Annotated in this window: 12 protein-coding genes; 4 read left to right on the plus strand and 8 right to left on the minus strand. The window is 46.9% G+C overall.

Annotated elements, in window-relative coordinates:
- Positions 1 to 437, plus strand: a 437-nt coding sequence (locus NC99_RS17095; RefSeq protein ID WP_157625005.1) for a c-type cytochrome, incomplete at its 5' end; no start/stop codon positions are given.
- A 42-nt stretch (positions 438 to 479) separates the two neighbouring features.
- Here NC99_RS17095 and NC99_RS17100 read toward each other — a convergent pair.
- The 4 genes from NC99_RS17100 to NC99_RS17115 form a co-directional block, all read right to left on the minus strand.
- On the minus strand, positions 480 to 1,577 hold the full coding sequence (locus tag NC99_RS17100; protein ID WP_053186558.1) for a response regulator: 1,098 nt from the start codon (positions 1,575 to 1,577) through the stop codon (positions 480 to 482).
- A gap of 154 nt (positions 1,578 to 1,731) precedes the next feature.
- Positions 1,732 to 3,198, minus strand: a complete 1,467-nt coding sequence (locus NC99_RS17105) for an aminoacyl-histidine dipeptidase (protein ID WP_053186560.1) — start codon at positions 3,196 to 3,198, stop codon at positions 1,732 to 1,734.
- Positions 3,199 to 3,412: 214 nt separating this feature from the next.
- The gene (locus tag NC99_RS17110) at positions 3,413 to 4,501 is read right to left on the minus strand and encodes a DUF4831 family protein (RefSeq protein WP_053186563.1); all 1,089 of its coding nucleotides are present in this window, start codon (positions 4,499 to 4,501) and stop codon (positions 3,413 to 3,415) included.
- A gap of 115 nt (positions 4,502 to 4,616) precedes the next feature.
- The gene (locus NC99_RS17115; RefSeq protein WP_053186566.1) at positions 4,617 to 6,128 is read right to left on the minus strand and encodes a bifunctional ADP-dependent NAD(P)H-hydrate dehydratase/NAD(P)H-hydrate epimerase; all 1,512 of its coding nucleotides are present in this window, start codon (positions 6,126 to 6,128) and stop codon (positions 4,617 to 4,619) included.
- Positions 6,129 to 6,321: 193 nt separating this feature from the next.
- Here NC99_RS17115 and NC99_RS17120 point away from each other — a divergent pair, with 193 nt between their 5' ends.
- The gene (locus NC99_RS17120) at positions 6,322 to 7,854 is read left to right on the plus strand and encodes a peptide MFS transporter (RefSeq protein ID WP_053186569.1); all 1,533 of its coding nucleotides are present in this window, start codon (positions 6,322 to 6,324) and stop codon (positions 7,852 to 7,854) included.
- Positions 7,855 to 8,226: 372 nt separating this feature from the next.
- Here NC99_RS17120 and NC99_RS17125 read toward each other — a convergent pair whose 3' ends face one another.
- From NC99_RS17125 to NC99_RS17140, 4 genes are all read right to left on the minus strand, one after another.
- Positions 8,227 to 11,697 carry a hypothetical protein gene (locus tag NC99_RS17125; RefSeq protein WP_053186572.1) on the minus strand — a complete coding sequence of 1,157 codons (3,471 nt, stop codon included), beginning with the start codon at positions 11,695 to 11,697 and terminating at the stop codon, positions 8,227 to 8,229.
- A 277-nt stretch (positions 11,698 to 11,974) separates the two neighbouring features.
- On the minus strand, positions 11,975 to 13,888 hold the full coding sequence (gene acs, locus NC99_RS17130; protein ID WP_053186575.1) for an acetate--CoA ligase: 1,914 nt from the start codon (positions 13,886 to 13,888) through the stop codon (positions 11,975 to 11,977).
- Positions 13,889 to 14,117: 229 nt separating this feature from the next.
- Positions 14,118 to 15,515, minus strand: coding sequence for a DUF6298 domain-containing protein (locus NC99_RS17135; protein WP_053186578.1), 1,398 nt, complete (start codon positions 15,513 to 15,515; stop codon positions 14,118 to 14,120).
- The gene (locus NC99_RS17140; protein WP_082326549.1) at positions 15,512 to 16,921 is read right to left on the minus strand and encodes a glycoside hydrolase family 140 protein; all 1,410 of its coding nucleotides are present in this window, start codon (positions 16,919 to 16,921) and stop codon (positions 15,512 to 15,514) included. The genes NC99_RS17135 and NC99_RS17140 overlap by 4 nt, the downstream gene beginning before the upstream one ends.
- Before the next feature lie 250 nt (positions 16,922 to 17,171).
- On the opposite strand from NC99_RS17140, the gene NC99_RS17145 reads away from it, so the two are divergent.
- Positions 17,172 to 20,399 (plus strand): ligand-binding sensor domain-containing protein, encoded by a 3,228-nt coding sequence (locus tag NC99_RS17145; protein WP_157625007.1) that lies wholly within the window; start codon positions 17,172 to 17,174, stop codon positions 20,397 to 20,399.
- Positions 20,400 to 20,481: 82 nt separating this feature from the next.
- On the plus strand, positions 20,482 to 21,045 hold the full coding sequence (locus NC99_RS17150) for a TetR/AcrR family transcriptional regulator (protein ID WP_053186585.1): 564 nt from the start codon (positions 20,482 to 20,484) through the stop codon (positions 21,043 to 21,045).
- Positions 21,046 to 21,112: the final 67 nt, after the last annotated feature.

Below are 21,112 nucleotides of genomic sequence, written 5' to 3' on the forward strand. Positions count from 1 at the left end.
ACACCATTCCGAAAAAACCTGCACTGACCAAAATGCCGCCCAAGTCAGATCGGGTCAGCTACGGGAAATACCTGGTAACTGCTGCGGCTTGTAATGACTGCCACACCAGACAAGAGAAGGGCCAATTTGTTGGCGACGCTTTTGCCGGCGGAATGGAGTTTAAATTCCCGGATGGCGCTGTTTTACGATCAGCCAACATCACGCCGCATGAATCCGGCATCGGACTTTGGACTGAAGAACAGTTTATTCAGCGCTTTAAAGCCTATTCAAAATCAAACTACACACCACACCAGGTTGCTCCCGGCGAATTCCAAACCATCATGCCGTGGACTTTTTATGCGGAAATGGAAACCGAAGATCTCCGTGCAATTTACGCCTATCTGAAAACCCTGGAGCCGGCTGAAAACCAAGTGGTTTTATTTTCGCCGGCAAACTAACAACAGGTTTCGCGCTGGAATTCAGCCAAAAAGCAACAGCTGCTAAATATCAACCAGGTTGTGTTTCAGCGCGAAAATTATAAGCTCAATAATATTCTTGGCCCCGGTTTTTTCCATCATATTTGCCCGGTGACTCTCCACGGTCCGGTCAGCGATAAACAACTTGTCAGCGATTGTTTTCATTGGAAGGCCCTGGCATGAAAGCTGCAAAACTTCCAGCTCGCGTTTCGAAAATTCAACATCGGCAACCAAAACACCACCACCGCTGGGTTTTCGTTCGGTCTGGCTTGAATCCAACTGAAACTCATGTTGTAGCCGCCGGCTTAGGTTCTCCGTCAAATTGACATCTGCATTTTCCAGAATTTGCACCAAATTCGAGTACGAAACACTGACGCTCTCCACATTTTTACTGGCAGGAGCCAGCAAGCCAATCAGCACCGACGCGCCATTCTGCTCGGACCCGCGAGCAATCCGGACGGAAAAATTTTGACGGTCGCCACTGGCCACTTCAATCTCAATTTCATCCTGAAAACTGTTTAACAAGCCATAAGCACATTTATCGATTCTCTCTTCCAGTCTTTGGAAGTTTTCCGATCCAAATAATTTCGAAATCGACAAACTTGTCACATCAGTCTGCCGACACCCCATCAATCGTGAGAAAGCCGGATTGATTTCAAAAATCTGATCACCACTGAATAGAAAAATCCCATTTGTCGAGTTTTCCACAAACGCCTGGTAACGGCTTCGACCCAAACTAATCAGCGCCTCGTATTTTTCAATCCTCACTTGGATGGAGCGCAAAAGCGTTTCGTTCTGAAATGGTTTGATGATATAGTCATCGACGCCAAGCTCCATTCCAAACCTGATTTCGCGTAAATCAGACTTCCCGGTGATGAAAATGAATGGAATTCTGTTGGTGAAACTACTGTCTTTTAAGACATTAAAAACCTGGTATCCATTCACAGGCGACATCTTTATGTCGCACAGAATCAGGTCAGGCTTCCCTTCATAGGCCCGTTGGATTCCTGCTGTGCCTGAATTGGCAACATCGGCCTCATACCCGTTGAGCACCAAAATATTTTTTAGTGTCGTCGAGAAGGCCAGGTCATCCTCAATGATTAAAACTTTCCTTTTTGTCATCTATCAAAATGAAAAATCGAGAATTGCTTCCCGAAAAATGGTTCAACTCACCAACTAAATTAAACCATCTCGTTAAAACTTGCCAGTGTTCTACACAGCAATTAGCGAACTGGCTGTTTCATGATTTAAACCATCCATTTCATCTAATAAATACCTATTTCCCCGGAATACTTTTCAGCGTTTCCACCAAAAAATCCCAGAATTTTTGCACACTCGTAATGTTCACCTTTTCATCGGGCGAATGCGGAAAACGAATGGTTGGTCCGAAAGAAATCATATCCCAATGCGGATAAGTTCCTCCGAGAATACCACACTCCAATCCGGCGTGAATGGCTTTTATTTCGGGCACCTTACCGTATTTCTGCTGATAAACAGACTGCATGGTTTTCAAAATGGGTGATGCCATGTTCGGCTGCCAACCAGGATAAGCCCCTGTGAATTTCACTGTTGCACCGGCCAGGCCAAAAACAGCATCAATCCGCTTGGCGAGACTTTCTTTAGCCGAGTCAACCGAACTACGCATCAGGCAAGCAATATCAATGGTTTTTCCAACTACATCCGATTTGACACTGGCCAGATTCGTCGAGGTTTCCACCAAACCCGCAACCGAGTCACTCATCCGGATCACACCATTGGGACAAGCCAGTACACTTTTAGTCAGTCGTATTTGGGTCATTTCATCGATTAACTCAACAGGCAAACCACACTCAACCACCGTTAGTTTCATGTCGGGCTCCGTAGCGGCCAATTCAGCCTTAACCGACAAAAATTCATCCTCAACGATTTCTTTCAACTCATCAGCCTTATCGCCTGCAACAGTGATCACGCCAAAAGCTTCGCGTGGAATAGCGTTGCGTAAGCTTCCGCCGTTAACCGATGCCAGTCGGGCACCAAGCTGCTGGTGCGCTTCATTAAGCAATCGAAAAAAGACCTGATTGGCATTTCCACGCTGTAAAATAATGTCCATGCCCGAATGTCCGCCTTTCAAACCCGTCACATTTAGCTCAAAAGCAGTCTGGGTTGCCGGAACTTCAGCTTCGGAATAGGTAAACCGGATGTTGGCATCTTCGCCGCCGGCACAACCGACATACAGCTCGCCTTCATCTTCCGAATCCATATTCAATAAAATATCCCCTTGTAAAACGTCTGGCGGCAGGCCTTCGGCCCCATCCATTCCGGTTTCTTCGGTCGCTGTAAACAACGCTTCTACCGGGCCATGTACCAAATCATTGGAAGCCAAAACAGCCATTGCAGCTGCCACTCCAATACCATTGTCGGCGCCAAGTGTTGTGCCGTTGGCCGTTACCCATTCCCCGTCCACAAGGGTTTCAATCGGATCCCTCGTGAAATCATGTTCCTTGTCACTGTTTTTTTGAGGAACCATATCCAAATGCCCCTGAAGTATTACACCCTTTCGGTTTTCCATGCCAGCAGTGGCCGGCTTCCTGATGATGATGTTTCCGGCGCTGTCCTTGATGGTTTCCAGCCCCAAGCCTTTACCAAAATCATAAACGAACTGCTGAATCTGTTCTTCATGGTTTGATGGCCGGGGTATTTGTGTTAGTTGGTAGAAATATTCCCAAAGTTTCCTGGGCTCCAATGCAATAATTTGTTGACTCATAACTTGACGTATTTATTTTCTTTGAACTGTGACCAAGATCACAGCTCGCTCTAAAGCTTTCTTAATTAATTCACTAAAATACAATTTAACGAACGAACGAGGCTTGACATATGTCAGTTGGAATAAAAAAGGCCCCGAACCAAACTGGCACAGGGCCTCCTTTCATTTTTTTCAATCGACCAAAGATGCGCTCGACGGGGATCGCCCAAGTCAATTACTCAACATCCAACACGCTTTTTATTGCACCCGTTTTTGGATGAAAGGCAATCCGGTAGGTTCCATCCAGCAAGCTTTCGGGCAGCGGGGCGACGGTTCCGAATTGGGCAATGGTGGCCCGGGTGGCAGCAATCAGGTTCATGCCATTCATAATTCGAATTTCGGCCTGACCGGGCACGCGGTAATAAACGCCACTGGGTCCTCCGGCAACGTTCAGTTTATTTTGTGCCGAAGCCAGGTTATCCAGCTTCTTCATATCCACAACCACCGGTTTTCCACTTAAATCAGTTTTTGGGAGCACCCCTTTTGTTTCAGAAAAACGAAAAGCAACTTCGCCCGAAACTGAATTTTCTCCCGGAATAAAATCGAAGCTGTAGTCGAAGGATTTCGTGTAGGTTTTGCCGATAAACAGCCCAACATATTCGGCTTCGAGCTGATCAAGTTCTTCCACCATCAACTCGTATGCGCGCCCGTCGGGAAGCTGCACATCGTAAGCATTGGCCAGCGACTTAAACCGGCGTTTGCGCAACTTCGTAATGGTATGTGCCGCTTCCTGCGCTTTTTCTTCAAGCGACTTCGTCACCAAAGCGCCGCGGGCAGTGGAATCTCCAATTTCAAAAAATGGGTTCAGCGACAAATCCGCAAACGGATAGTCGGGCGTTTTGGTATCGCCTAAAAAGGTGGAAACAGCGAACGCACCATCGCCGGGTACCGCTTCAGCATTAATTCCGGCCAAAATCCCCGACTCAGTCAGATTCAGCATGGACGCTGCGATTCCGGTTGATTTGTAAACCTGATCGGGATCCGCTTCACAAAAGGTCTCAATCTGAATATCGGTAATTGTCCAGCGCTCAAAATCGCCCGATGGCGCATTTTTCAATCCAAGCATCGCTTCGGCATATTGAAAATAAGGGCCGTGGAAGAATTTTTCCTGTTTAGCCTGTACATTAATCCGGATTCCGGTTCGGGGCAAGCTGTAAATCACCCCTTCGGTTGACACCAAAACGGTTCCGTCATCCTTCTTTCGTTGAGCTGAAACAAAGGTTGTTGAAACCAGAAAAAGAAATAGTATCCAATAAATTCTCATGTGCTTTATCTTTTAAATATGAAATCAATAAAAACGAACATACAATGAAACGTGGAAAGCAAAATTAGAACTTTTTCGCCCACTTTGTCAAAACAATAACCGGAAACCCGACCGTTTATTTTCTGATTTGAAAAAAAGCTTCACCTAAATTTTCGATGATATCGCTTGCAATCAGCGACAACTCATCGCACTGCACAGTCGCCAGATCTCCGGCCAGCCCATGCGCATACACGGCAACGCGGGCTGCATCAAGTGGCTCAAAGTCCTGAGCAAGGAGCCCCAAAACGATTCCGGTGAGCACGTCGCCACTTCCGGCGGTGGCCATTCCCGGATTACCGGTTGTATTGAAAAAAACGCGTCCGTCGGGCGAAGTGATCCGGGTGTGGGCGCCTTTCAACACCACAATCACCTTGTATTTTTGCGAGAAAGCCAACTGGCTTTGCAGGCCGGAGTAAGAATCGCCGGATGGGCCAACCAAGCGTTCAAACTCTTTCGGATGCGGGGTTAATATTGAATTTTCGGGTAGCAATGGCAGCCATTCCGGATGCATCGCCAAAATATTCAATGCATCAGCATCCAGCACCAGTTTTGCGGGCGACGCTTCGAGTAAGCGAAGCAAGGCCTTCCTGGTATTGGGCTTCACTCCCAGGCCCGGCCCGGCACCAACCGCCGAGAACTGCTGCAAATCAGAAAATTCAGTAAACATCAAATCCGACGCGTCAATAGAACACATGGCTTCGGGAACGGCCGTTTGAATAATTTGATAGGCCGAATGCGGAATATGCGCGGTGAGCAATCCCACTCCCGAACGTAAACATGCTTTCGATGCCAACAAAGCGGCCCCAACTTTTCCGTACGACCCGGCAATCAACAAAGCATGTCCGTAGGTTCCCTTATGCGAGAATTTTTTCCGAACAGGAATTTTATCCGAGATTTCTTCTGCTGTCAGAAAATGAAAAGGTGTTTCGGTTTCTGAAATAACTGACGGATGCAAACCAATAGGCAGCACCTCCCACCTTCCTAACAAAGCTTCGTGTTCCGGGAAAAAGAAACTGAGCTTGGGAAATTGAAGCGTCAGGGTGTAATCGGCTTGGATTACCGCCCCCAAATCGTTGTTTGAGTTATCTTCTCCAAACAGGCCGCTTGGAATGTCAATCGCCACCACCAACGCTCGGGAAGCATTCAGCGCTGCGGCAATTTGCAAGGGCAGGCCATCGAGCTTTCGGCTCAAGCCCGAACCAAACAGGCCATCCACAACAACAGCGTCATCCGGAACAGCCGGAATGGACTCCTGACTTTCAATTCGGCCTAACTTCACTTTGCCCTGTTCTTTTAGCCGGTGCCAATTTTCCGCAGGCTCAGCTTGCAGTGGCTTGCCAAAATCAACCAGAAAAACTTCGCAGATAAAATCATGCTCGGCCATGATCCGGGCAACCGCCAGGGCATCGCCGCCGTTATTTCCGGGACCTGCAAAAAAGATGATTTTTCTTTCATTTGAAAGATGATGAATCAGCCAGTTGGCAATCTGCAGCGCAGCCCGTTCCATCAGGTCGATGGACGCAATGGGCTCCTGCTGAATAGTGAATTGATCAATCGCTGCTATTTGTTTCGTTGTAAATATTTTCATGGGCATGTACTTTCCCCGAAAGTACAAAAACAATGGCAAAAACCATAGGCTCACATCCCGACAACACGAGTTGGAAAAACATTGGCATGTCCATCTGATCCAGACCTTGACAATTAATAATGCTGACATTTGACCAACTATAGAAGCAAAAAGATGTTTATATTTGCTTCCTTCAAAACAAAAATATAGAGCTATGGCTAAAGATCAGAATACTGCTTTCTTCGGACACCCAGTCGGGTTGTCGTCTTTATTTGCCACGGAAATGTGGGAAAGATTTAGTTATTATGGCATGCGCGCCCTGTTGGTGTTGTACTTAACAGCCACCTTTGCCAACGGGGGTTTCGAGATGGCAGAGTTGGATGCCTTCACCATCTACGGTATTTTTACCGGGCTGGTGTATGTCACTCCTATTTTGGGTGGTGTACTGGCCGATAAGATTCTGGGCCAGCGCAAAACCATCTACATTGGAGGTCTTACCATGGCCATTGGCCAGTTTTTACTGGCTTCCAGCGCCATGATTGACGGCGCTGATCCGGCTTTCCGCCAAACCATTTTCTATGCCGGACTCGGTATTCTCATTCTCGGAAACGGATTCTTTAAGCCAAACATTTCGACGATGGTTGGTGAGCTTTACGACAACAATGATCCACGAAAAGATGGTGGATTCACCATTTTCTACATGGGAATTAACCTCGGCGCTTTTATTTCGCCGCTGGTTGCCGGAAAACTTGGCGAACAAATTGCCTGGGAATACGGCTTTATGGCCGCAGGTGTCGGGATGCTCATTGGCACTTTTTGGTTTTTCGTGCGTAGTCATACCCTTGGGCCAATTGGTATGCCGCCCAAAGTTAAAAGCGAGCGGGTTCGCCTAATCCTGCAAGACTGGATCGGCATTGTGGTGTATGTGGGTGTCATTGTGGCTTTGGTTTTTGGAATTATACTGGGTTGGAGCTCGATTTCGGGCGATGCTCAAAACTGGTTTGTCCGAATTTTGGCCATTGGCGGAAGCGCCTACCTCTTGCTAAGTATTTTCCGCGGAACTACCGGAAAGACAGAATGGAGCCGGGTCGCTGTAATTCTTGTACTGGCCGTTTTTAACATCTTTTTCTGGAGTGGATTTGAACAAGCTGGCACCACCCTCAATATTTTTGCACGCGACAACACCCAACGGATGATTGGTAGTTGGGAGATTCCGGCCACCTGGTTTCAAAGTGTCAACGCAATTTTCATCGTTCTGTTTGCTCCTCTTTTCAGTATTCTGTGGGCTCAGCTGGATCGGAAAAAACTGAATCCAAATACGCCAATGAAATTTGCCTGGGGAATGGCTATGCTGAGTCTCGGATTTGTTGTCATGGCCATTGCCTATACCAAATCAACTGCCGGGTCGGGCGATGGAAGCGTGTTACTGGTTAGCCCGCTGTGGTTGGTCATGGTGTTCATGTTGCACACCTTTGGCGAATTGTGCTTGTCGCCAATTGGCTTATCAATGGTAACCAAACTGTCGCCACCCAAGCTGGTTTCAACCATGATGGGCGTTTGGATGGGCTCGTTTGCTGCGGGTAACTTTGTCGCCTCTCAAATGAAAGCCATCTCGCTCAAGCTCGAAGCTGCCATTGGACAAGAGGTGCAGGTTTTCTGGTTGATTGCCATTCAATCGGCGGTCATTGCCCTGATTCTGGTCGCCCTGTCACCCTGGTTAAAGAAAATGATGAAAGGAATTAAATAACCAAAGCACCCCCCCCAAGACATTAAAAAGCCCGGACTTTCCAGTTCGGGCTTTTTATTTTAACAGGGATATCGTTCATATATCCCTCTCCCAAAGAACCATATCCCTCTCCCGAAGGACTATATCTTAGGATATATCTATGGTGTCCTGGGATATCATAGATATATCCTAAGATATTTACTTCCTATCCTTGGATATTTACTTCCAATCCTTGGATATGGAAAGAAAAAAGACGAATATGCTCGTCACATTCGTCTTTTTTCTTTCGAACAGCGCCCTGTTTTATTCCCTAACACGCCATTCTTTGTCTATCCTGAATAAAAAAAAGAAGGGGCCACATGGCGGCCCCCTCTATCCAAATCTTTAAAAACCTTAATCTTCAATCGGGCGAAGCGTATCCGCGCCAATTGTCCCTTTCAGATCGTCAAGGTATGCCGGCGATGATACTTGCTTCAACCTGGCTTTTGCAGCTTTCAGGCGCTCGGGCAGGTTAAGCCGAACCGACGTTTCAGCAAAATTCTTGCGGCTGTTCACCTCTTCAATATAGGCCACATTCTTTGTCCATTGGGCGACATCGCGCTTCTGCTTTTCAACCAGGCGCTCCTTGTACCAATCGCTATTCAACACAGCCTCGCGGGTAAACATCGCACGAATATCGGGATGGTTCCGTCCTTTACCCTGATATTTACCGTCAATCATGATGTGAACCAGCGCTTTCAGCGGTGGACACAAGAGGTCAACGGTTCCGTCGCGCATATAACCTTCGGCCACCCGTTTCTGGGTTACTGATAGGTTCTCGATCGATGCCACGAACATATCCAGATCCTGCGTCTCAGGCTTCAGCATATCTTCGCTAAACACCGCATCGGGCTTACTAAAAATACGCCCCATAAAGTGGGTCACAAATTTCAGGGTGATCCGGTATCCCAGCAGGCTGGCATCGACCTCTTTCCCATTGTGTTTGAAATTCTCAACCTTTTCAAGATAGCCATTCGCAATCAGGAATTTCGGATCGCGCTCTTCAACAGTCATCCGGCACCAAATTTCGGGAATCAGCAAACTGATGTCGTGATCGACCTTGTAGTTTGGACCCACATAGCCGGCAGCCGATGAAAAGCCGTCGTAGCCCGTAAGAATATACGACAGGAAAGCATTGTTCAGGTCGGCGGCTGGCAGCAAGGAATTGAACGGGCCTTTGGTAAGCGCTCCTTCGGAACCAAAACCTGTGGTAGACGGAGACTTTCCGGTGATACTGCAAATAAAATCGATAAACAGTTCGGGCAATTCCTGATAATGTACCGGGTTGTACACCGCTAATGGCGGCACATTGTTTTCGGGTTCAGCCGGATTGTTTCTCCGACCAGGCAGCACCGCATTGACCGGAAACAACACTGGCTTATCGAGTGGCACTTTTCTGAAAATTCGGGTAGCTGTTTCCGCCACATATCGTTCAACCGGATTGACAAGGTCGGGCCGGGTTTGCAGGTAACGTGGGTTTTTCGATGGCAGTCCATCAACCAGTCGAGGCTCTGAGGGGACCACCAAATATTCGGGCGATTCGCTCTTCAGGAAATTGTTAATCAAATCTTTCACAGGCTGAGTGTACAACTCAAATCCAATGGCATCATCCTTAATTTCCTGCACTTGTGCGCGAGTCAGCGGTTCAAAGTTCGACAGGAAGGTATTCGGACTGGAAAGATCTTTCTCTCCTTGCTTATCGTACCCTTTTACGATACAATCATCGGGACGTTGAAACAGTCGTGACTCACAGTTTTTCAGAATCTTAACACTGGGGTTGGTGTATTTCGGGTTCAAATTCTCCAGTTTTGAGGCATCCAATGTTACCGAAGCCGAAATATCATCTTCCATTTGAACTTTGCTCGATGGATTGTAGTCTTGACGAAGCAAGAAGATTCGCCATGATTTATCCTGGTCGTGCCCCACACGTAGGTAATTCGACAACAACTTGTTATTTCTGAATTTCAATTCATTTCCGGGAATACCGTTCACCCGGTCAACGGAGAAATAACTCCGCCAGTTCTCGTCCCAGTCTTCGCTGTAATTTCCTTTAATCACATAAATCAGCACCTTAATTCGCTGAGGGAAAGAAGTTAGCCATTTGTTGTACTCATCGGTATATTCGTCCGATGGTGTGAGCAACTTAATGACGGAGCCCAACGAACGCCGGCGACTTAAAATATGCCGTGATTTATGGACTGAATAGTCGGCAGGAACTTTGAAACGCTTGGAGAAATCTTTTGACATGATCTCTTCCACCATATCCAAATCCGCGTTCAGATCGGTCACAATAACCGATCCCTGGATCATGGCATCCTTAATTGACTTTGAAATTTCAGATTTTCCACCCCCGGAAACAGTGCATGGTTTGTGGCAAAGTGTTCCTTCGGCCAAGGTTCCAACCAAATGCCACTTGGGACCTTCAATCCGCTTTTTCATTTCTACCCGGTAACCATTGGGGTAGATGTAGTATTTGTAGGGTAGCAACTTGATGCTTTGTTCTTTGCCAGCTTGTTCCCAGCTAATGGTCTGCTTCAACAAATCAAAAGTGGCATCTTCGGGAACATAAATTACCTGGGGATAGGTTTTATCGACCGCGTAGCCCTCCTTCTTCAATTCAAGCATGTCGGCAAATAAGTAGATAAAGGAGGCGAAGTTCATTCCATTGGTAGGCAAACGCTCATCGAGATACCACTTCTCTCCCAAGTTGTAGCTTCGGAAAGCGATTGCACCCCCGGCGTGTTCTTCTTCGGCCAAACCAAACAAGTTTGCTGAATAACCGATCATGGTTTTCACTTCCTTCTTGCAATAGCCGTAATAGTTATCAGCAATTAAGGTAATCGCCACGCCACGCTCATCACGGGCCGTAATTTTGAAAGCAGAACCATCATTGTATTTTTCATCGTCCTTTTTCCAACACATGCCATCGCGCTTTTGGCGTTCGGTCGCGTTGTCGTAATGAGGCAAGCCCAACTCTTTCTTGGTCAATTTGGTCAGGTGAGGCGCAAGGATGACGCAACCGGTATGACCGGTCCAGTTGGCTGGAGCTAATGCTGCGTCGTTTTCAGGAAGGAAAGGATCGCCCGCATTTCCGAAGATCGATTCAACAAAATCGAGGTTCGAAACCAAACTTCCCGGAGCCAGGAACTGAATCTCCATTGATTTTTCTTCAATTACTCCCGGCACTTCAGGAACAACAATGGGCCGCAGCATGAGGCTCACAAACAACTCGGCTGCGTTTTCCTGATTGGCCGTAAACGGCAGCTTCATGATTTCCTTTGGTGGATTTAAAGCAGCTTGCAACAGTTTGCAAAATGCCGATTTTGGCACTGCTTTTTTGTCATCAGGAATTGGCAAGCCACCTTCGCTGACATGAAAAACCCCTTTGGTGGTCCGGCGATCCTCTTTGGGGTTATTCAAAATGCCCTGTGAAGTTCGGTACGATTTAATGATGTCTGTTTCATGATAATCCGCATTCATGGGCAGGGAAACCATCCGGGCTAAGCCGTAACGGTCGAGAATAAACGGATGGTCAGGGAAAGTAATCGAATTATCGCCCGGAACGTCGCTCAGATAATCTTTCAAAAACTTTTGGATGCGCTCTCCCATTGGCGACAAGTTTTTTTCGAGTAAGCGGGACTTGATGTTGTAGTTATTTAGTAAGGGCATGGCCATTTCCAACAAATCAGACTTGGGTCCGTTATTGATGGTTGGGTAACCATCAGCAGCCAGCTTCAAATTGATGTATTGGATTTTTTTCTTGTCTGATACGATCGGTTCGTTCTGGTCAACACCAGCGATCCCAAAGGTTCTGTTTACAGTCATGATATCTAGTTTTTAATTGATAATTTGTGAAGAACGTCTTTTCATTTCTCTGAAAAACTCAGATTTTCGCTTCCTTTTATTTCTATAAATAGTACGTTCTTGTTCCATATAAGTTCATTCGCTGGCAGGCTCATTCGAGCAATCCAACTGGATTCAAAAATAGTCACGAAACGCTCCTTTCAGCCGAATTCGCGCGTCGATTCATCCAAGTTTAACGGAAAGATTACATCATCAAAAACGCATCTTTTGATCTTTTTCTCCGGCCAATATTTTGGGTTTATCTTTTCACATCGACCAATGCTCCGTCAATAATTTGTTCCACAACATCTTCGTCAAGCAAAGTGGAAATATCGCCCAAATTGGTGGCATCACCTTCAGCCACTTTCCTTAAAATACGGCGCATAATTTTACCGCTCCGGGTTTTGGGGAGGCCGGGAACAAGCTGAACCAAATCGGGACGGGCAATCGGGCCAATAATCTTGGTCACCCCTTGCATGATGCTCTTCCGAATGCCGTCTTCGCCTCCGGTTGACAACTCGCCACAAGCTACAAACGCATAAATTCCCTGTCCTTTAATGGCATGAGGATAGCCAACCACGGCCGATTCGTTCACCAGCGGGTGTTCGTTGATGGCGTTTTCTATTTCAGCCGTTCCGAGCCGGTGCCCCGACACGTTGATCACATCATCCACTCGCCCTAAAATTCGGTAATAGCCGTCTTCATCACGCTTGACACCATCGCCCGTAAAATACATCTTACTGTAACTCGAAAAGTAGGTCTGCCTAAACCGTTCGTGGTCGCCCCAAATGGTTCGTGCCATGCCTGGCCAAGGGTATTTAATACACAAATTGCCCTCCACCGAATTCCCGGTTAACTCCTTTCCTTCGTTACTGACAATCACCGGCTGTACGCCGGGCAATGGCAAAGTGGCAAATGAAGGCTTGGTTGGCGTGATTCCTGCAATGGGCGACACCATCACCCCGCCGGTTTCGGTTTGCCACCAGGTGTCAACAATCGGGCATTGGTTTCGACCTACATGATCATGATACCAGTGCCACGCTTCTTCGTTAATCGGTTCGCCTACTGTTCCAAGTACCTTCAGCGATGACAGTTTCTTTCCTTCCACAAACTCATTGCCTTTGGCCAGCAGCGCCCGGATCGCAGTTGGAGCGGTATAAAACTGGTTGACCTGGTATTTGCTGACGATATCCCAAAAACGGCCGGCATCGGGCCAGGTTGGAACACCTTCAAACATCAGGGTTTTGGCACCGGCCAGCAACGGCCCATAAACGATGTAGGTATGTCCGGTAATCCAGCCAATATCGGCGGTACAAAAATACACGTCGCCAGCGTGGTACTGAAAAACATTGCTAAACGTGTAGCCTGAATAAACCATATATCCACCGGTTGTATGCACAATCCCCTTGGGTTTCCCGGTCGAACCCGAAGTATAAAGAATGAACAGGGGGTCTTCGGAATCCATCTCTTCAGCCGGGCACACCTCCGACTGTCCGTCAACCGCTTTATGCCACCAAATGTCGCGGCCAACAACCATCTCAATATCTGATTTCGTCCTTTTCAGCACCACAACGGTTTCAATGCTGGAGCAATTTGTCAGTGCTTCATCTGCAATTTGCTTGAGTGGGGTAATCTTGTCGCCCCGAAAACCACCATCAGCTGTCAGCAATACTTTGGCTGCGGCATCATTGATTCGTTCTTTGAGCGCGTTGGCGGAAAAGCCTGCAAATACAACCGAATGAATGGCTCCGATGCGGGCACATGCCAGCAGAGCAATCGCCAACTCAGGAACCATCGGCATGTAAATGGCCACTCGGTCGCCCTTCCCTACTCCCAAACGGCGCAAGGTGTTGGCAAACTTATTCACTTCAACAAACAGTTCTGAGTAAGTCAGCGTTCGTGATTCTTCGTCAGGGTTGTTTGGCTCCCAGATAATGGCTTCCTGAGATCCGTGGGTGTACAAGTTGCGTTCGAAAATATTTTCGGTGATATTGAGCTTTCCGTTAACATACCACTGAATTTTGGGTTCATCAAAATTCCAATCTACCACTTTATCCCAACGTTTACGCCAAAAAAAACTCTCGCCTTGCTGGGCCCAAAAAGCCTGAGGATTAGCAACACTTTTTTGGTACTCATGAATATAGCCTCCGAGGCTATGAATTTTGTTTATCATTTTATTCGTTTTTTAGGTTGTCAAATTGAAGAAAATTAGACAACACTAATTTAAACTGAATAAAAATAAGATACAAGGTCGACTAATTAAAAGATCAATATTCAACGGTTTAGCGTATCGGGCAAGACATAAAAAGAGGCAGAATCCAGACCATACACATCAGCAAATCCAGTAATAAGTTGTCCATTTATCAGTAATAAATACTGAACAAAAATGACCCAAAAACAAATCATTTTGAACGGGTTAAGACAGCCACCCAACCATGCTCTGTTGGCGCACTAAGCTTCACGATTTCACCACCTGCTACCGTTTGCTCCGAGGCCCAGCTTCCGTGTTGAATATCCATCCACCTCAAGGAAAATTCCGCTTTAAAATCAGTCAAATTCAGGCCCACATCGCCTTTCCCGGTAAAATAAACCAAGTATGTTTCACCCGGATTTGCACTCAAAAAAGCTTCATTTTCATGACAGTCTGAAAGCAGTTCATTGCCGGGATGTAGCTCCCACCAGGAAACCACGGATTCAATTTGACGGACAGCTTGAACCTGTGCTATTGACCGTTCGGACAAACCAAGCCCCGAAGGCGGCCGGTGAAACCGTGCCGAAGCCACACCGCCCAGAATATGGCGCCACCACCGTTCAATTCCGTCCTGGGTGTTTCCGTGCGGGCCGCTGTCTGAACCGTAGGTTTTGACTGTATTCAACGGGCGGGGATGAGAGGAAAGGTACTTGCGAACCCACATGAGATTGTCCCAATGCACCTGTCCCATTTTCTGGTTATTCTGCGAAATATCACAATAAGCATAGCGCTCCGGACGATCAAAGGTTCGTTTATGCTGGTCCGACCTTAAATCCCAGTTATCCCACATTTCAGTAACACAAATCTTCTTCCCCTTCTTCCTTGCTTTTTCCTGAATGAATTTGGCCCAAAAAACTGCCCATTCTTCTTCACCCGCTGTTTCGTTATCTATGCAATACAAAACGTGATCAAACTTTAACGAAATGGAAAGCATTTTCTCTACGTAACGTTTCTGAATGTTTAACAAAACGGTATTATTTCGCTGCTGTGGCGTTGTGAAAAAGAACGGCTGCTGGTTGCGTCCGGGGTGATCGGGATAATCCAGCGCAAGGCCGGATTCTGATTCGTTGTAGTTGAGATTATTTTGGGGATTGTAGGGGTGAGGTGACCAGTGGTTTCGGGAATAGTCAAACCGATCCCACACTTCGATTTGAACAATGATATCACGCTTGCGGGTTTGTTTCAGAAAAAATTCAAACCGATTCCAATACGTTTCATTCCACTGATCCAGGTCATACTTTCCCTCGTCAAGCCGTTTAAAAGGATAAAGTTCAAAACCGCGGTCATGCCGGTCACTCATTGTATTGCGCACATAATTGGCCCCGATGGCTTTCATCGAATCAAGGTGCGGAATCAGCATGCTGGCCGGCCATTGAAAAAGGTTGTCATCGTCGCTTGCCCCCAACAGAAGCACGGGCTTGTTTTCGAATTGCCAAAACCAGGGATTCTGTTTCCACGGCTGAATACGCTTTTTATCATTCCGTTTGCTGCCAAAAGCAATCAGTGCAACACTACAAATAAAAAGTCCGACTAACGTTAGTTTCTTCATCTCTTCGTTGATTTTCCCGGGGCTTTAAACCCCGATTTTACATTGTCGAGTACCAGTACCCAGTCGTTTCCACGTCCTTGAGTTGGCGTACTGAATTGTCGAATCTCCTGATTTTTTATCCGGCCAATTTTTGAGACCTCGCCGGTTCGGCAATTGTACCACCAGGCTTTCGACTTTTTCCAGTCACATCGCTTGAGATTCAGCCTGGCATCAATTCCCGTGGGAATGTAAACCATCACAAAGTGGCTGCCCTTTGTGGCCACGATGAATTCCTTTTCCGGCATGTTGTCATTCAGAATGATTTCCTGAAAAGGAACCCGGTCCGTCAGCGGGCGGCTTTCTATTAAACGACGCAGGTGAATCATGTCCCAGGCTCCGGGCAAGTCCAGGTCAGCACGCCAGCTGTTTCGGGCAAAACCAATGGGCTGACGTCCTTCGGCCAACATTTGCCAAATGGCATGGCAACCGTAAGTTACGCCAAAACCGCCCGAAAAAACGCCCCAATAGCATGCCTGCCGCACGTCCACATCGTTGAACCAGCCAAGCGTTTCGGGTTTCCAATTGTGTGGATGATCTTCGTACCGAGGTTCGCCATCCAACACTGGTTTTGTGGGTTGGCGATTATAATCGGGTACCATCAGACGTTTAAAAATGGCATACGACCGCTGCCCATGCCCCGTCTGCATCATATTGAAGTCGAGCCAGTCGCTTTCGTGAAACCATTTTGACGAACTGGATTCGCCGGATGGATGGTAGGTCATCAGGTGGTTTTTATCAACCGATTTGATGCCACGGGCCAGCGCATCCCAAACCGCAAAATTATCACCACCACCCAACCGGTCGCCCCCGTTGATCCAGATGATGTTTTTGAAATTGCGGTAGCGCTTTCCCAAAATTTCGCCGTAGGCAAAAGCATTCGCTTCATTAAAAATGACCGGGCCAACCCCCCATTTTTTATCCACCTTGTCGCCCCAGGTCGGAAGCAGACCAACAAACATTCCTTTTTCTTCCGCTTTCCGAATCACCCAATCAACATGAGCAAAATACGCTTCATTCACCCTCGTCGGGTCGTTATCAATCAGCGGTTTATTCCCTTCGGCATTGGGCGTGTTGAGCCCGTCGAGCTCGGCCAAAACAACAGCCTGAATCACGTTAAAACCCTTCTCCCTGCGATCCTCCAGGTACTCCAGGGTTTCGTCCTTACTGAGGCGGTGAAACAGTTCCCAGGCGGTATCGCCCATCCAAAAAAATGGCGTACCATCTTCAAAAGTAAGTAACCGATTATTTTCTGCGACAAGCAGTTTACCATGCGAAAACTCAACAGCTGGTCCCTCCCATACGATTTCCTGTGACAGAACTTGAAAAGAAAAGGTAATCAAACAACCAAAGAACAGAAGTGGCTTCATAGTTTTGCAGTTTAGGCTCGTGGTTAAACGACAGGAATTTACAACTTTTGATTCAAACTGGCGAAAATCTCCCTCCATTTTTCATTTTGAACACAAAGCAAGTAACGTAATTCGTTCAAAACTCACTTCAAAACAAAGGAAAGTCGGTTGGTTAAAGGCGAACAAAAAAAATTAGCTTATACAGCACTTTTAAAATTTCATGAACCATATTTTTATATATTTGGCCGCGGGGATAATTGATTGATGCGGTGTGAGTAAACTTCTTTTCCATACATTCTTTTTTTTGGTTTTATTGGGGCATCTAGCCTTCGGTTATGGTGCTGTATCGTTTATACATTATGGCACCCAAGACGGCCTTCCCGAATCGCAAATCAAGTTTATTGCGCAAGACTCCATCGGGTTTATCTGGCTGGCCAGCGACAACAGCCTCATGTGCTTTGACGGGCACCACTTTAAATCGTACCAGAACCGAATTGGATTGGACCCAATCCTGCCGGCAGACAAAATCTCCTCGCTTTATGCCGACTCAAAAGGCACGTTATGGGTGGGTTCCAACAATGGGATTTTTCGTTACAATTTTCTGACCGATCAATTTCAGGGTGATTTCGAGGAGTTGGATAAAGTTTACATCCATGATCTAGCAGAAGATCAACAAGGACGGCTATACCTGGCAACAGACGAAGGCTTGGCCTTGTTTGAACCGAAAACGCAGGAAACAAAATGGTACACAGGCCCCAATCAGTCAGCAGACCAAAAACACGAACTGCCTGATCTGGATAACATTAAACTGGTTACCCTTCAGCCCGATGGCCGCCTGTGGCTGGTCCCATTCGATGGCGGGCTGTATCGCTTCGATCCGCAAACCTTGGAGCTTGAAAGCTTCCCCGAACTAAACGGAACAGCACTTGATCAGCTTTACCTCACCCAAATCGCCTACCTGGACGACCGACTGTTTATGAGCACGCTTTCCACTGGATTTTTCGAATTTGATCCGGAAAACCAAACACTTAAGAATTACACCTTTGAAGATCAGACTTACGATATCCACCATTTTTCAGCCGAAAAAAACGGAACATTCTGGCTGGCCTCCAACAGCGGGCTGATTCGCTATAACACTCACACACAAGATTATCAGCGTTACACAAACGTTCCGGGCGATCCGCTCAGCCTTGAGCGAACGGCAGTGGATTACGTGATGCTGGATCGCGACAACGACCTTTGGACTTCGTCGGGCATCAGGGGAATCAACTACGGCATAAACAATATACCATTTGAGCATCTTATGTTTTCACAAGATTTGGGGTACACCCTATTTCAAAAAGAAGTCCATGCCATTCATTTCGATTTCGAAAACAACATGTGGGTGGGGTATGAATCAGGCCTGGTCGAAAAGCACGATCCCATCACATACACCAAGACGCAACATTGGATCAAATCAAAAAGCAAAAGCGGACAGACCGGTGCCATTTTCGGGATTTTTGAAGATAGTCGGCGTAATATTTGGGTTGGCGGCTGGCAAAGTGGCCTGCAAAAACTGAACCGGGTAAGCAACACATTTCAACACGTCAGCCTGAAACCTGATTCGATTTCGGACTTTCTGGAAACCGCCGATATTCGTGATATTGTTGAAGATGCGGAAGGCAACCTGTGGCTGACCGTTCACGGTAATGGCATCATCAGGTACAAGCCGGCAAGTGGGCTGGCACATCAGTTTCGACATGACCCAAACGACCCAGACAACTCGCTTTCGAACGATTTCACCTTCAACATGGCTGTGGACAGGGACAACAACCTTTGGATTGCAACGGCTCACGGAATCTCCAAATTCAATCCAAAAAGTCAACAGTTCTCCAATTATTACAACGATCCGGAAAACCTCATGAGCCTGTCGAGCAACACGGTACAAACCATCCACTGTGACCAGAGCGGATTTATTTGGGCAGGAACGAACAACGGCATCAACGTGTATTGGCCGCAACACGACCAGTTTTTGCCAATTGCCGACGAAACAACCATCAACAACCAGAATATCTCATCCATCGAATCGGTGAAACCCGGCGAAGTTTGGACAAGTACAAAATCCGGCATCTTCAGAATTCATTATTCATGGGATGATACCCAAAACTTCCAATACGATCTGGACTATTTTGCTCATACCGACGGTTTGATTTCATCCAACTATTTTGATCGTTCATCGGCAACACATTCCGATAGCATCATCTATTTTGGCGGAAACGAAGGCGTCGACTTCTTCAATGTTTACAGCTCGTTCGACGCGCTTAACTTCACTTCAAAAGCCATCATCACCGAAACCTCGGTTTACGGGAAGCCCGTGTTCCCGGCGTATTCGAAAGATGATCCTTCGTTGCGCGAACTGGAACTGAGCCACCACCGGCAAATGATTTCGTTCCGGTTCACTTCGCTAAACTTTGTCGGCCCGGAAAAACAAAAGTACCGCTACAAACTCGAAGGGTTTGACGAGCAATGGATTATTCCGCAAACGGAGCAGGTTGCCACGTACACCCGATTAAAACCAGGCACCTACCTCTTTCGGGTTGAAACCACCGACCGGCTCGGAGAATGGAACAGCCAGGCAAGCGCGATCCGGCTAAAAATAAAACCGCCATTTTGGATGACGATCCCATTCATCATCTTTTCAATCGCCCTGGTGATTGGCGTGTTTGTGCTCATCCAGCGACTGCGCAACCGGGCCCTGCTCAGAAGGCAGTTTCAGCTAGAGATGATCATCGAAGAGCGCACCCGCGAGTTGCAAACAAAAAATCAGGAACTGGAAAAAGCCAACCTGACAAAAAATAAGTTTTTCTCCATCATTTCGCATGATTTGAAAAGCCCGTTTTCAGGACTTTTGGGCTTGCTCGACTTGTTAAGCAATGCAGATGAAAAAGAATTTGAGCAGGAAAAAGACATGCTTAAACTCGCGAATGATTCGGCTAAAAACATCTACAAATTGCTGGAAAAACTGCTGACCTGGGCCAATGCTCAATCGGACAAATTGCGCTATCATCCTGCCGAAAACGATCTGAGTAAAATTTTACACAACAACATTGAGTTGAGCCGGGAACCCGCAACGCAAAAAAACATTCAGATCAAAGCCCAATTTCCTGATCAACTGATTGCTGTCTTTGATCCCGACATGATTGATACGGTCGTCCGCAATCTACTCAGCAATGCGATTAAATTTACCAAACCAGAAGGCACCATCGGATTGACCGCCGAAAAATCAAACGACGAAGTCGTCGTTCGGGTTGCCGACAATGGGATTGGCTTGAGCCCGGAGCAACAAACAAATTTGTTTGACTTAACTCGAAATCAACGCAGCGGAACCGCTGGGGAAACGGGAACTGGCCTTGGGTTGCTCATCTGCAAAGAATTTGTCACCAAAAACAAGGGCGAAATATGGACCACACCCAACCGCCCGAACGGCACCATATTTCACTTCACCCTGCCTGTAAAATAAATTCTCTGCAGGATGTCTCCGCGCTTTCGTTTGCTCGTCCAAAAAATTCGACTAGCTTTGTAGACTGATTAGTCGATTTACTATGAATGAGAAAAGACAACAAATACTGGAAGCGGCCCTCAAACTATTTGTAACCAATGGTTTTCATGCCACACCAACCACTAAAATCGCTCAAACCGCCGGCGTGGCTACCGGCACCTTGTTTCATCATTTTAAAACCAAAGAAGAGCTGATTAACACCCTGTACCTGGAAACGAAAGATGTTTTAATCCAGTCCCTGTCAAGCCAGGTTGATCAGCAGGAAACCATTAAAGGTAAGCTTCGTCAGGTTTTCTTCAACGCCATCCGCTGGGCCGTAAATCATCCCGAGCACCAGCAATTTTACGATCAATTCAGCAATTCGCCTTTCATCTCCAACATCACGCGGGAGCTTGGCCATCAACGGTTTCAGTTCATCTACGACCTGTTAAAACAAGGACAGGAAAACGATATGCTAAAGCCGATTCCCATCGACCTTTTGTTTGAAGCCATCCAGGGAACCTTAAATGGAATTACAAAATACCTGATGGATCATCCTGACAAAATAACCGATGAACAATGCCTGGAAAGTGCTTTCGCATTGTACTGGGATACTTTGAAAGGCTGAAAACGATGGAACCGTCAATCGACTGAATAGTCACGAAGAAACTCAACACAGAAAAATACAGAAGAAA

The sequence above is a fragment of the Sunxiuqinia dokdonensis genome, from assembly GCF_001270965.1.
GTDB lineage: Bacteria > Bacteroidota > Bacteroidia > Bacteroidales > Prolixibacteraceae > Sunxiuqinia > Sunxiuqinia dokdonensis.